This window comes from Microbacterium arborescens, assembly GCF_030369635.1.
GTDB lineage: Bacteria > Actinomycetota > Actinomycetes > Actinomycetales > Microbacteriaceae > Microbacterium.
This window is the reverse complement of the sequence record NZ_CP128474.1, coordinates 41,496-53,597: the sequence shown is the minus strand read 5'-3', so window position 1 is coordinate 53,597 and position 12,102 is coordinate 41,496. Positions and strand designations below refer to the sequence as shown.

15 protein-coding genes are annotated in these 12,102 nt (G+C 68.2%); 12 read left to right on the top strand and 3 right to left on the bottom strand.

Annotation, left to right across the window (positions count from 1 at the left end):
* Positions 1 to 43 precede the first annotated feature (43 nt).
* Positions 44 to 1,303 (top strand): MFS transporter, encoded by a 1,260-nt coding sequence (locus QUC20_RS00280; protein WP_289330556.1) that lies wholly within the window; start codon positions 44 to 46, stop codon positions 1,301 to 1,303.
* Positions 1,304 to 1,432: 129 nt separating this feature from the next.
* The gene (locus tag QUC20_RS00275; protein ID WP_289330555.1) at positions 1,433 to 1,807 is read left to right on the top strand and encodes an HIT family protein; all 375 of its coding nucleotides are present in this window, start codon (positions 1,433 to 1,435) and stop codon (positions 1,805 to 1,807) included.
* 447 nt (positions 1,808 to 2,254) lie between these two features.
* Here the strand turns inward: QUC20_RS00275 and QUC20_RS00270 are convergent, their stop codons facing one another.
* Positions 2,255 to 2,845: a TetR/AcrR family transcriptional regulator gene (locus QUC20_RS00270; protein WP_289330554.1), complete on the bottom strand. Its 591-nt coding sequence runs from the start codon at positions 2,843 to 2,845 to the stop codon at positions 2,255 to 2,257.
* A 64-nt stretch (positions 2,846 to 2,909) separates the two neighbouring features.
* Between QUC20_RS00270 and QUC20_RS00265 the strand changes: the two genes are divergently transcribed.
* The 3 genes from QUC20_RS00265 to nucS are packed head-to-tail and all read left to right on the top strand — an operon-like array spanning position 2,910 to position 5,008.
* Positions 2,910 to 3,650 carry a CPBP family intramembrane glutamic endopeptidase gene (locus QUC20_RS00265; RefSeq protein WP_289330553.1) on the top strand — a complete coding sequence of 247 codons (741 nt, stop codon included), beginning with the start codon at positions 2,910 to 2,912 and terminating at the stop codon, positions 3,648 to 3,650.
* Between the two features lie 47 nt (positions 3,651 to 3,697).
* Positions 3,698 to 4,300 carry a GNAT family N-acetyltransferase gene (locus QUC20_RS00260; protein ID WP_289330552.1) on the top strand — a complete coding sequence of 201 codons (603 nt, stop codon included), beginning with the start codon at positions 3,698 to 3,700 and terminating at the stop codon, positions 4,298 to 4,300.
* A gap of 9 nt (positions 4,301 to 4,309) precedes the next feature.
* Positions 4,310 to 5,008 carry an endonuclease NucS gene (gene nucS / locus QUC20_RS00255; protein ID WP_289330551.1) on the top strand — a complete coding sequence of 233 codons (699 nt, stop codon included), beginning with the start codon at positions 4,310 to 4,312 and terminating at the stop codon, positions 5,006 to 5,008.
* Positions 5,009 to 5,041: 33 nt separating this feature from the next.
* Here the strand turns inward: nucS and QUC20_RS00250 are convergent, their stop codons facing one another.
* The gene (locus QUC20_RS00250) at positions 5,042 to 5,914 is read right to left on the bottom strand and encodes an aldo/keto reductase (RefSeq protein ID WP_289330550.1); all 873 of its coding nucleotides are present in this window, start codon (positions 5,912 to 5,914) and stop codon (positions 5,042 to 5,044) included.
* Positions 5,915 to 6,004: 90 nt separating this feature from the next.
* Between QUC20_RS00250 and QUC20_RS00245 the strand changes: the two genes are divergently transcribed.
* The 6 genes from QUC20_RS00245 (at position 6,005) to QUC20_RS00220 (ending at position 10,385) form a co-directional block, all read left to right on the top strand.
* Complete coding sequence (locus tag QUC20_RS00245; RefSeq protein WP_289330549.1) at positions 6,005 to 6,607, top strand: TetR/AcrR family transcriptional regulator; 603 nt, start codon at positions 6,005 to 6,007, stop codon at positions 6,605 to 6,607.
* Positions 6,604 to 7,080, top strand: a complete 477-nt coding sequence (locus QUC20_RS00240; RefSeq protein WP_289330548.1) for a hypothetical protein — start codon at positions 6,604 to 6,606, stop codon at positions 7,078 to 7,080. The genes QUC20_RS00245 and QUC20_RS00240 overlap by 4 nt, the downstream gene beginning before the upstream one ends.
* A 113-nt stretch (positions 7,081 to 7,193) precedes the next feature.
* Positions 7,194 to 8,336, top strand: a complete 1,143-nt coding sequence (locus QUC20_RS00235) for an ABC transporter permease (RefSeq protein ID WP_289331543.1) — start codon at positions 7,194 to 7,196, stop codon at positions 8,334 to 8,336.
* Entirely contained in the window at positions 8,333 to 9,037 is a 705-nt protein-coding gene (locus QUC20_RS00230; protein WP_289330547.1) for an ABC transporter ATP-binding protein, read from the top strand. The genes QUC20_RS00235 and QUC20_RS00230 overlap by 4 nt, the downstream gene beginning before the upstream one ends.
* A 10-nt stretch (positions 9,038 to 9,047) precedes the next feature.
* Positions 9,048 to 9,719, top strand: coding sequence for an HAD hydrolase-like protein (locus tag QUC20_RS00225; protein ID WP_289330546.1), 672 nt, complete (start codon positions 9,048 to 9,050; stop codon positions 9,717 to 9,719).
* Positions 9,720 to 9,893: 174 nt separating this feature from the next.
* The gene (locus QUC20_RS00220; protein ID WP_289330545.1) at positions 9,894 to 10,385 is read left to right on the top strand and encodes a GNAT family N-acetyltransferase; all 492 of its coding nucleotides are present in this window, start codon (positions 9,894 to 9,896) and stop codon (positions 10,383 to 10,385) included.
* Positions 10,386 to 10,409: 24 nt separating this feature from the next.
* Here the strand turns inward: QUC20_RS00220 and QUC20_RS00215 are convergent, their stop codons facing one another.
* A complete protein-coding gene (locus QUC20_RS00215) occupies positions 10,410 to 10,730 on the bottom strand; it encodes a hypothetical protein (protein ID WP_289330544.1) in 321 nt (106 codons plus the stop codon).
* A gap of 690 nt (positions 10,731 to 11,420) precedes the next feature.
* On the opposite strand from QUC20_RS00215, the gene QUC20_RS00210 reads away from it, so the two are divergent.
* Positions 11,421 to 12,074: a hypothetical protein gene (locus QUC20_RS00210; protein ID WP_147374375.1), complete on the top strand. Its 654-nt coding sequence runs from the start codon at positions 11,421 to 11,423 to the stop codon at positions 12,072 to 12,074.
* Positions 12,075 to 12,102: the final 28 nt, after the last annotated feature.

Genomic DNA, 12,102 nt, shown 5'->3' with positions numbered 1-12,102 from the left:
CTGGCCGTGGTGCGACATCGAATCGATTCGGTACGCTGACCCCGTGACCGACGTGCTCTCCCGTTCCGTTTACCTGCGCTGGCGCAACGCCGTCTTCGCGATCTTCGCCGCGAGCGGCCTGAGCATCGCCACCTGGGCGGCGCGCGTGCCGACGATCAAAGCGGACCTCGGCATCGAGAACCGCGAGATCGGCCTCGCCCTGCTCGCGATGGGGATCGCCTCGATCCTCGGGCTCTCGGCCAGCTCGGTCATCATCGCGCGGCTCGGTACGCGCACCGGCATGTTCGGCGTGCTGATCGTCCTGTCGATCGGGCTGGCGATCCTCGGGCTCGGCAGCGGCTTCTTCCACTCGTACGCGATGCTCATCGTCGGCCTCGCGCTCTTCGGGTTCGGCAACGGATGCCTCGACGTCATGATGAACGTCGACGGCGCCGCCATCGAGACGCAGTCGGGCAAGACGATCCTGCCGCTGTTTCACGCGTTCTTCAGCTTCGGAACCGTGATCGGCGCCGGGCTCGGCGCCATCGCCGCGAGCCTGCGCATCGGTGTCGCCGTCCACGCCGTCACCATCGCCGCATTCATCGTCGTGCTCGCGATCGTCGCGATCGCGAGCGTGCCGCGTCGCGCGGTCACCGATGCCGTCGCCGCCGACACCGCATCGCCGGAGGCGGCATGCGTCGACGGCCCCGCGCCCGGCTGGCGTCAGCGCCTCGCGGTCTCGCTGTCGGCCTGGCGCGAGCCGCGGACCTACACCCTCGGCATCATCATGCTCGGCATGGCCTTCGCCGAGGGCGGCGCCAACGACTGGCTCGCGCTCGGCGTGGTCGAGCACGAGGGCGGAACAGCCGCCATCGGCGCCGCGGCCCTCACCGTCTTCAGCGTGTCGATGACCGTCGTCCGCGTCTTCGGTGGACCCCTCGTCGACCGCTTCGGCCGCGTCGCGACGCTGCGCGTGCTCGCGGTGGCCGCGACAGCCGGCATCCTGCTGTTCATCCTGGCCCCGAACCTGCCGCTCGTCTTCGTGGGCGCCGCCCTGTGGGGCATCGGGGCATCGCTCGGCTTCCCGCTCGGCATGTCGGCCGCCGCCGACGACCCGGCCCGCGCGGCCGCGCGAGTGAGCGCCGCAGCGACCATCGGTTACGTCGCGTTCCTGTGCGGGCCACCCGTCCTCGGGTTCATCAGCGACCACATCGGCCTGCTGCCGACGCTGTTCATCCTGGTCGTGCTCGTCGCAGCCTCGGGCCTCGCCTCGTCCGCGGCGAAGCCCCTTCCCGGAGCGAAGGTCGGCGCCGGCCGCCACTGACCCGTCCCGCGCCGCGAGGTCCCACTTGGGCCGGGTATCCCGCCGCCTTTCCCGGCCGAACTGGGACCTCGGTTGACCGTGCGGCCGGGTGGGCTGGCAGCTTCACCGCCGATCCGGTTGAGTGGACGGATGACGTCGCGCTCGGTGTTCGAGATGGTGCCCGTGGCGGACCGGGTCGCCGAGGCCGATCTCGTCTTCGCGATACGCGACGCCAACCCGGTGTCGCCCGGGCACACGCTCGTCATTCCGAAGCGGCCGATCGCGAGCTGGTTCGACGCGACCGCGGACGAGCTCCGCGACGCGATGCGCCTCATCAGCCTGATCAAGCTGCAGCTCGACGAGAGTCACCACCCCGATGGCTACAACGTCGGGTTCAACGACGGTGTCGCCGCGGGGCAGACGGTTTTCCACGCTCACATCCACGTCATTCCCCGGTTCGCCGACGACGTCGCCGATCCGCGCGGCGGGGTGCGGCACGCCGTGATCGGCAGGGGCCACTACTGACGGGTCCCGTCGACAGGCTCGGCCCGTTCTCAGGGTCGGTTTACGATGCCGCGACAGCCGCGCAGCCTGTCGAGAGGACGGAGGATCCGGGCGCGACGACGCGCGGGGGTCGCGTGAGCGGAGCGACCCTGTCCCGTCGACAGGCTCAGCCGTGCTCGCTGACGGCCTGCGGCGCCCTCGCGTCCGCTGAGCCTGGTGACGGCACCGCTGATGCCCGAGCTCCGAGGCTCATGCCGACGCGGCAGACCAGGCAGACGGCCGAGCCCCCTGCAATGTGATGCTGCGGGCCGCTTTCGGAGCTGCGCCGTCCCGCCGACAGGCTCAACCGTGCTCGCCGACGGCCTGCGGTGGCTTCAACGGCAGTTGAACCTGACGACGGGACAACCGGCGGACGACGGCACAACCCACGCAGGACGGGACAACCCGCGGATTGGGGGCGCGGCCAGCTCAAGACCTCGGCCACAGCACCCCCATGCCATCGAGCAGGGCGCGGACCGCGTCGACGAGAGATCCGGGCGGGACGGGCGCGGCGAGCGCGTCGGCTGCTGCACCATCGAGCAGCCAGCGGATCGCGCGGGCCTGGCCGGCGCACGTCGCGGGGTCCTCGTCGAGCGCGCGGACGAGGTTCCGCGCAAGGAAGTCGTCGATCGCCGCGGTCTCGGCCGCGAGAGCTGCGCGCACGGGTTCGAGCCGCTCGACGTCGCCGATTGCGCGGACCAGACCGGGGTACAACTCGTCGGCGAGCTCCGCCTCGACGTGCGCGGCATAGGCCAGCACGGCGTCCGTGCCCGCGGCTCCCTCCGCGATGTCCGCGAGCGCCCGAGCCGTCTCTGCACGCCCCGACTCCAGCACCCCGAGCAGAAGGTCGAGCTTCGTCGGGAAGTAGTGGAACAGCGTGCCCGACGACACTCCGGCGCGACGGTAGATCGATGCGGTGGTGGCGGCCGCGTATCCGGATGCCGCGAACTCGGCCGCCGCGGCATCCAGGATCACCGAGCGTCGCTCTTCGAAGCGTTCTGGATCGCGGCGGCGTGGCACGGGAGCCACGATAGCCCTCGAATCATTACTAGAGCGATCACTCTAGAGTAGCTACTCTGATGTCGTGGAATCAGAATCGAACCCCGCCGTAGCACCAGCGGAGGCAGCGCCGGCAGAGCCCCAGCGCCCGCGCCCCCGTGCTCTCTCGTGGGCGATCGCGCTCGTCGGCATCGGGCTCGCGTGGTCGCCCATGTGGCTGCCGGCGATCCTCCACGCGGCGGGAACCGACCCCCGCCCCGCGCTCGCAGCCATCGGTCTTACCGGCCCGGCAGCCGCGATCTTCTGGAACGTGCTCGCGACAGCGCTCGTCATCGCCTGGGTTTTCGGTGTCGAACGGCGTCGGCTCTCGTCACTGCGCATCGTGCGACCGACGGGCAAAGACCTCGAGTGGGCACTCATCCTTTTCGGCGGCGCGATGGCATGGAGTTGGCTCGCGCAGCTGATCCGTCCGCAGACATCGCCCGACTCCGGCTCCGCCACCATCGCCGCGCTCCCGATCCTGGTGGTCGTCGCGATGATCCTCAGCGCCGCGATCTGCGAAGAGATACTGTTCCGCGGCTACCCGCTCGAACGGGTGACCGAGCTCACCGGGCGACGCTGGGTCGCCGTCGCCACGACCCTTCCGTTCTTCGTCGTGCCGCATCTGTTCACCTTCGGACCCGAATGGCTGCTCTATCACGCGAGTGGAACCGTGGCGATCTACGTGCTGTACCTCTGGCGCCGCAATCTCGTCGCCTGCATGGTGCTCCACGCAGCCGTCAACGCGCCCATCCTCATCCCGACCGTCGCCGCGCATCTCGGCTGAACACACGGGCGCGCGCCCGCGGCGTTGCTCTGCCAGGATCATCCGCAATGACGATCTCCACACAGCCCTGGCATCACCCGGACCCCGGCACCGCCGTCCACCTCGACATGGTCCCCGACCAGGTGCTCCATGCCCTCGGTTCGGGCGACTCAGCGGGCCTCGAGCCGATCTACGCCAACCCGTTCCTCACAGGCCCGGAATGCGACTGGCTCTGGCGGTACCGCAGCGCGCAGGTCAGGAACGCGCCCGGTGACGCTCCGTGGATCACCCGGCTCATCATCGATCCCCACCTCGGCGCGGCCGTCGGCGTCGCCGGCTTCCACGGCCCGCCTGATGAGAGCGGAATGGTCGAGGTCGGCTATCGGGTCGACCCCGCGCTGCGTCGCCGCGGATATGCGAGGCAGGCGCTCGAGATCCTTCTGGACGTTACTCGCACCCACCCCGACGTGCGAACCGTACGCGCGACGATCAGTCCCGACAACGGCGCGTCCCGAGCCCTGATCGACGGTTACGGGTTCGTCGAGCGAGGCGAGCAGTGGGATGACGAGGATGGTCTGGAGATCATCTACGAGCTCTCCGTCCACGGCCCGCCGACCACGACACCGCTCGAACGAGGGCCGAGGCCGACGACGCCCGGCGATAGCGCTTAGGCTCGACGGGTGCGTCTCGTCATCGCCCGCTGCTCCGTTCAGTACACGGGGCGCCTCAATGCTCACCTTCCGCTGGCTACCCGGCTGCTGGTGCACAAAGGCGACGGCAGCCTGCTGGTGCACTCCGACGGCGGCTCGTACAAGCCGCTGAACTGGATGAGCCCGCCCTGCACGCTCACGGTCGAGACGCCCGAGGATGACCCGGATGTCGAGGAGCAGGTCGTCGAGCAGTGGCGGGTGACGCACGCGAAGTCGGGCGACACCCTCGTCGTGCGCCTCTACGAGGTGATCCACGACTCGTCTCACGAGCTGGGGGTCGACCCCGGTCTCATCAAGGACGGCGTCGAGGCCGACTTGCAGCGCCTGCTCGCGGAACAGGTCGAGGTCATCGGCGAAGATCTGACGCTCGTCCGCCGCGAGTTCCCGACGGCGATCGGTCCGGTCGATCTGCTGCTGCGCGATCCCGCCGGTGGCACGATCGCCGTCGAAGTGAAACGCCGCGGTGACATCGACGGTGTCGAGCAGCTGACGCGCTACCTCGAGCTGCTCGGCCGCGACCCGCATCTTGCGCCCGTCACGGGGGTCTTCGCGGCGCAGGAGATCAAGCCGCAGGCGAAGGTGCTCGCCACCGATCGCGGCATCCGCTGCGTCACGCTCGACTATGACGCCATGAAGGGCATCGAGTCGGGCGCGCCGCGCTTGTTCTGACGCGGCGCGCCCGAGCCTCTCAGCCCGAGCCCGTCAGGCTCCGAGCTTCGAGAGCTCGTCGAACTCGTCGTCGGTGAGCTCGATCTCGGCGCCGCGGAGGTTGTCCTCGAGGTGGGCGACGCTGGAGGTGCCGGGGATCGGCAGCATCACCGGCGAGCGCTTCAGCAGCCAGGCGAGCGCGATCTGGGCCGGGGATGCCTGCTTGCGCTCGGCGAGCTCGCTGAGAGGCGAGTCTGCGCCGGTGAGACCGCCGGTGGCGAGCGGGAACCACGGAATGAAGCCGATGCCCTGCTCCGTCGACCAATCGAGCAGCTCTTCGGCATCCCGCTTCTGCAGGTTATAGAGGTTCTGCACCGAGACGATCGTCGCGATCTGCTGCGCGGCCTTCACCTGATCGACAGTGACCTCGGAGAGCCCGATGTGGCGGATCTTGCCTTCGTCCTGGAGCTTCTTCAGTTCGCCGACCTGGTCCTCGAGCGGAACCTGCGGGTCGATGCGGTGCAGCTGGAAGAGGTCGATGCGCTCCAGACCGAGGCGGCGGAGGCTCATCTCGGCTTCCTGACGGAGGTACTCGGGGCGTCCGAGCGGCGGCCATTCGTTGGGTCCGGTGCGCGTGAGCCCCGCCTTCGTGGCGATCACGACGTCGTCGCCGTAGGGGTGGAGGGCCTCCTTGAGGAGCTCCTCTGCCACGTAGGGGCCGTACGAGTCGGCGGTGTCGAAGAAGTTCACGCCGAGGTCGACGGCGCGCTTGAGAACGCGGATCGCCTCGTCGTGGTCCTTCGGTGGGCCCCAGACGCCGGGGCCGGTGAGCTGCATCGTGCCGTAGCCGAGGCGGTTGACCTCGAGGTCGCCGCCGATGCGAAAAGTTCCGGAAGCGTGGGCTGAGGACGTGCTGGATGTCGTCATGGAGATGTCAGCGCGCGAAGCGGGCGAGACATTCCCGCCACACGGCGACCGGGCCGGGCGGGTCTTATCGACGAGAACCATAATGGGGCCGTGCCGAAGATCACCGCCCCGACCGTCGCGGAACACCGCGTCGCGCAACATGAGGCGCTCCTCGCCTCGGCGAAGGCGATCATCGCAGAGGCCGGCGTCGCCGCGATCACGCCCCGATCCGTCTGCGAGAGGGCCGGGCTCTCCCGCTCGAGCTTCTACGAGTACTTCCCGTCGAAGGACGACCTCCTCGCCGCGATCGCGATGCGGGCGTTCGACGAGTGGGGTGCCGAGCTCCAGACCGCGATGGATGTCGCCGGACCGGGCCGCGATCGCCTCCACGCCTACGTCACCGCGACGATCCGGATGACGGCCGACGGAAAGCACACGCTCGCCACAGGACTGCAACAGACCGACATCTCGCCGAAGAACGTCGAGGCGATCATGGCGATGCACGACGCGCTCACCGCGCCGCTTCGCCACCTTCTCGAAGAGCTCCGGATTCCGGATGCCGCGACCCAGGCGGCTCTCGTGCAGGGAGTGATCAACGCCGGCATGCAGCTCGTCGAGCACGGGGCCGATGCCGACGATGTGATCGCGGGCGTGATCGCGGTTCTCGATGGAGGCGTGCACGGCGACACCCGCTCGGATACCTCGCCAGCATGAGCGAAGGGGGCGAGCAGATCCGGTACATCCCTCTGCGCCCGGCCGGCGAGTACTGCGCAGCAGCCCAGCGGCGAGCCTTCGTGCTGTCGGAGCTTTCTGTCACAGGGCTGGTCATCATCTGCGAGCTGGATGAACCGCTTGTCGGTGGCAAACGCCCCACCATGAGCATGAAGATCACGCAGTATCTGCGGATGTCGGATGATTCGATGGTGCGCCTCGACATGGACCGCGGCGTGAGTTCGTTCACACATGGGCGGGTGAGGCCCGTGAGCTGGAAGCGCGCCGCGCAGGACGTGATCGACGAAGTTCTTGACCTCGTTCGGGCCGACGGAGCGGACGGCGAGTCGTTCCCCTGGGAGGACTATGCGCAAGCGGCTCGAGTGCGCGGTATCGAGGTGGATCCAGAGGAGCTGAAGGGCCTTCCGCGCACAGTTCTCATATCGGACGAGTTAGCGACGATCTTCGAGTTCTAGCTTCCGAGAGGCGCGACATTTGACCTCGTCCGAAGTTAGTGACACACTGTCAGGAAGATGCCGACAGTGTGTCGGTTCGGTGGCGCCCGCCACCTTCCTCCCCTTAGGACGTGATGATGTTCCTCGCTGTGCGCGAACTGCGGTTCGCCCGAGGCCGGTTCACACTGATGGGTGTCGTGATCGCTCTGATCGCCGTGCTCGTCGTGCTGCTCTCGGGTCTCTCTTCCGGTCTCGTGAACGACGGAGTCTCCGGACTCAAGTCGATGCGCGCCACCGCCTTCGCCTTCGACGAAGGCACGATCACCGATAACGCCTTCAGCCGCTCGCTCGTCGACGGCGAGCAGCTCGCCGCCTGGCGCGGCGCCGACGGTGTCGACGAGGCGGAGCCCATGGGCGTCAGCATCGTCAACGGCACGACCGGCGACGACGAGCAGATCGACCTCACCCTCTTCGGCATCGAGCCGGGGGGCTTCCTCGACCCGTCCGTGTCGAGCGGCGCCTCGGTGGGCGATGAGCTCGGCGGCATCGTCGTCTCCGAGTCTCTGGAGGGCGAGGGCGTCGAGCTCGGCGCCGTCGTCACGCTCGACCGCATCGGACTCGAGCTCACCGTCGTCGGCTTCACCGAGGGTCAAGCGACCTTCGGGCACGTCGACGTCGCCTACCTCCCGATCGACACCTGGCGTCTGATCGCGTCCAACACCGCGCAGCCCGGAGCCCCGACGGCCGACCAGATCGCGACTCTCGACTACGAATACTCCAGCGTGGTCGCGCTCGAAGCGCCCGCAGCGACCGACCTCACGGCCATCGACGCGGCCGCCGGCACGATGTCGATGTCGCGCACCGAAGCGTTCAACGCCTCCCCCGGATACGAGGCCGAGACCCTCACCCTGATGATGATCCAGGTGTTCCTCTACGCCATCTGCGCGCTCGTCGTCGGCGCGTTCTTCACGGTGTGGACGATCCAGCGCACCGGCGAGATCGCGATCCTCCGCGCCGTCGGCGCCTCCCGGGCATACCTCCTGCGCGACAGCATGGCCCAGGCCGCGATCCTTCTCGTCGGGTTCACGGCGATCGGCATCGGCGCCGGTGTCGGACTCGGCGCCCTCATGCCCGACGCGATGCCCTTCGACCTCGAAGCGGGACCGATCGCGATCGCCAGCGTACTGACCATCGTGCTCGGCCTCATCGGCGCCGCCGCGGCGGTGCTCCGCATCTCCCGCGTCGACCCCCTCACCGCCCTCGGAGGACAGCGATGACCACCACCACCCGCACACGTACCGCCGCTCTCGACATCCGCGATGTCACCCTCGAACGAGGAGACGGCGACACCCGCATCCGCGCCCTCGACGGCGTCTCGCTCACCGTGCCCTCCGGCGAGCTCGTGGCCATCGTCGGACCGTCCGGCTCGGGCAAGTCGTCGCTGCTCGCGGTGGCCGGCGCCCTGACGACCGCCGACTCGGGCACCGTTCGGGTGAAGGGCACCGACCTCGCGACGTTGGGCAACAACGCGGCCGCGCGTTTCCGCCGCAACACGATCGGCTTCGTGTTCCAGTCGGGCAACCTCATCCCCGCCCTCTCCGCGGCCGATCAGCTCCGCCTCGCGGGACGGATCGCCGGCAACTCCTCGGTCGACCCCGCAGCGCTCCTCGAGGCGGTCGGCATGAGCCATCGGGCGAACCACCGCCCCGGTCAGCTCTCCGGCGGTGAGCGGCAGCGGGTCGGCATCGCCCGCGCGCTCGTCAACTCCCCGGCGCTTCTGCTCGTGGACGAACCGACCGCGGCGCTCGACCGCGCGCGCAGTCACGAGGTCGTTCAGCTTCTCGCCGATCAGGCGCATCGCTCCGATGTGGCCGTCGTCATGGTGACCCACGACCATGACGTCCTCGAGCACTGCGACCGCGTTCTGGAGATGGTCGACGGCACCCTCACGCCGTACTCCGTGTCATCGCGCACATAGGGTGGGACCTATGACCCGATCGCCGTTCTCCTGCGTCCTGTGGGACATCGACGGCACGGTCGTCGACGCTTCCGAGGGTATCCTCCGCCGCCTCACGATCACGCTCGCGCACTTCGGTCACCCGGCGCCGACGCACGACGAGCTCATCCATTGGATCGGCCCGCCGATGCACGAGTCGTTCCAGACGAACCTCGGGATGTCGCCCGAGAAGGCGACCGAGGCGGTGTCGTTCTACCGCGTGCTCGGCAAGGCCGACGGCTACACGACCGGAGCACGCCTCTACCCCGGCGTCGCCGACCTCATGATCGAGCTGGATGAGGCGGGCGTGCCGCAGTCGACGGCGAGCTCCAAGCCCGAGATCCAGGTGCGGGCGCTCATGGAGCACTTCGGTCTCGCGCGCCGGCTGCGTGAGATCGTCGGGGCGACGAGCGACGAGAAGACGCTGAGCTCGAAGTCGGACATCGTGGCGGAGGCTCTCCGGCGCCTGACCGCCGACGGCGTCGACGTCTCGCGGCCCGTCCTCATCGGAGACCGCCACCACGACGTCGAAGGCGGCGCCGCGAACGACGTGCCGGTCATCTTCGTGTCGTGGGGCTTCAGCACGCCAGACGAGGCCGACGGCGCGATCGCCGTGGCGGCCGACATCGACGACCTGCGGGCGCAGCTGCTGCCTGCAGAGTGAGCATCGGGGAACTCCCCCATTCGACGCCCGGGCTGCGTGCCAGAAATGCAGCGCCCGGGCGTCGACGGATCCCCCCGGATACGTCACGCGATGCGTGACGGGACAACTGTACTGATTCTCGCGCCGCACCGATACCCGTAAATGAGACGGATTTCATCCGCGTAGCGTGCCGGTGTGACTCACGTGGATCTCCGCCCCTTCGAAGACGACGACGCGGATGCCGTCTTCGAGATGATGCGCGACCCGGATGCCGTCTCGCAGGCCGCGTTCACCACCGACGACCCCTCCGACCGTGCTGCGTTCGATGCGTGGCTCGAGCGCCACCGCGCCGACGACCGGGTCTCGATGCTCGTCGTGACCGACGACGGCGGCTTCGCCGGAACCGCCGCGGCCTTCACCGTCGACGGCGACCGCGAGGTCACCTTCTGGATCACCCGCCACGCGCGAGGTCGCGGCGTCGCCTCCGCCGCGCTGCGGCTGCTCGTCGCCCGCGAGGCCGAGCGTCCGCTCTATGCACGAGTCGCCGCGGACAACGCGGCATCCATCGCCGTTCTCACCAAGAACGGCTTCAGCGAGATCCGCCGACAGCGCGCCTACGCACCCGCCCGTGGCGCAGAGATCGACGAGCTCGTGTTCGCTCTACCGCCCACGCTCGACGGGGTCTGACCTGACAGCTCGATGACGGGCCGGTCACTTCCTGAGTATGCGCGGTCCTGCGAGGGCTTTCACGAGCGCGGTGGCAGTGAGCGAGAGGACCCCAGCGCCGATCGACACCAGCCCGACGGGCCACAAGACCGCCGCACTCGACTCGTAGGACGCGGTCGACTCAGCCGCGGTGACGACGCTGCGCCAGAAACTGATGTCACCGACGCTCGTCAGCATGATCCCGACGATCAGAGATGAGTGCTTGGTTGCCCATGTCTGTGTTCTCTCTCCCTTTGTTTGTTTTGCCGTGAAGGCACGTAGTGCTGAAGGCTTCACGGCGAAAAAACGGGCCGCGTAGCGGTCCATGCTGTGCCGGCAACGCCGGCTCGACCACCGAGCTCGCAGAGCTCGGCCCTGCCCTCCGCCGGTTCGTCGACGAGCTCGGCCGTCCCCACTGTGTGCAGGCCAGCCCCGCGACAGCTGGGCTGTGCACATTGGGGGCGGGGGGGGAGCGGCCGCACCATGCCCCACCAACTGGGGGTATTTGGTGGCGCTTGGGGACTGCCGCGGCGCGGAGCGCCGTCGACTGAGGCACGGGTCGTCGACGCGGGCCCACCGGTGTTACCCCCGGGGAGCGCGGATGGAGGTAACACCGGCAGTAGTAGCAATAGTGGGGTTTACCAGTCGGTCGTAGCGGCGGTGACGATCTGCTTGACGTCGCTGAGGCTGTAGCCCATGCGGCGAGCGGGGTGAAGTACGCCGCGTCGAGGGCGGTGGGGTAGCGCCAGGTTTTCTTGCTGGTGCGACTCTCGATTCCGCCGATCTCGTGCGCCCGGGCATTGCCGTTGCGGGTGGCCTCGCCGACGGTGCGGCGGTGCGTGGTGAGGCCCTCGGCCACGAACAAGGAAGCCGCCGAGCGACCAGCCAAGACCTCCTACACATGGCGACTACCAGACTAGACCACGAATTTCTACTTACGGCTGAACGAGCATTTTGGCACAATGAGCATCATTGAGCCAAAGCCGTTCGATGCCTGGAGATGGAAAAGAAGGACGCATGAGAATCGCAACAAGATCTAGGACAATTCTCGCGGTCGCAGTCTCGGCAGCGATCGCCCTGAGCCTCCCCGCAGGAGCGGCGACGGCGGCATCGGGAATCGACGAAGACACCATCGAGCACGAGGTCCAGCAGATCCACGAACAGCGGGGAATGGACACGTCGCTCGAATCCCTCGAGACGACCGTAGTCACCCCCGCCGACGCCGACGGCAATTTCGAAGTCTCCATCACGCGGGCAGGTGCCACTGGCTTCAGCGTCACCTGCGCGGGAACGACGAGCACGAATGCCGTCCGCGATCCTCATTACTCGGCCGGAGCTGGTGGCGCCATCTTCAAGACGGAGATCTGGTGCAGTGGCACTGGCAACGCACCTGCGACTGTAGACATCAAGCATGCTGGCTCGCTCTACTTCGCCCCCTCGAACTCTGCCAACAACACCTCGAACTTGTCGTTCTCCAGCCGAGCATCCAGCTCACTAACGCAGAACGTGGTCGTCAATGGGACGGGTAAGACGTTCTACACACCCAAGCAGGGAGAAAATGGTGGCCGCGGAACCGGGTTCTGGAGGGCAACCGCGACCTGGTACTTCGAGGTCGGGGGGCAGCTGTCGACGGTCGGCTCCCAGACTAAGACCGTTTGGAAGACCATCTGAGTCGCATGAGCTCTTTGAAAGCACGAAG

Coding starts and splice junctions, on each gene's coding strand:
- QUC20_RS00275 (WP_289330555.1), top strand. CDS start 1,433: ATGACGTCGCGCTCGGTGTTCGAGATGGTGCCCGTGGCGGACCGGGTC.
- QUC20_RS00260 (WP_289330552.1), top strand. CDS start 3,698: ATGACGATCTCCACACAGCCCTGGCATCACCCGGACCCCGGCACCGCC.
- QUC20_RS00250 (WP_289330550.1), bottom strand. CDS start 5,914: ATGACGACATCCAGCACGTCCTCAGCCCACGCTTCCGGAACTTTTCGC.
- QUC20_RS00240 (WP_289330548.1), top strand. CDS start 6,604: ATGAGCGAAGGGGGCGAGCAGATCCGGTACATCCCTCTGCGCCCGGCC.
- QUC20_RS00235 (WP_289331543.1), top strand. CDS start 7,194: ATGATGTTCCTCGCTGTGCGCGAACTGCGGTTCGCCCGAGGCCGGTTC.
- QUC20_RS00230 (WP_289330547.1), top strand. CDS start 8,333: ATGACCACCACCACCCGCACACGTACCGCCGCTCTCGACATCCGCGAT.
- QUC20_RS00225 (WP_289330546.1), top strand. CDS start 9,048: ATGACCCGATCGCCGTTCTCCTGCGTCCTGTGGGACATCGACGGCACG.
- QUC20_RS00215 (WP_289330544.1), bottom strand. CDS start 10,730: ATGGACCGCTACGCGGCCCGTTTTTTCGCCGTGAAGCCTTCAGCACTA.
- QUC20_RS00210 (WP_147374375.1), top strand. CDS start 11,421: ATGAGAATCGCAACAAGATCTAGGACAATTCTCGCGGTCGCAGTCTCG.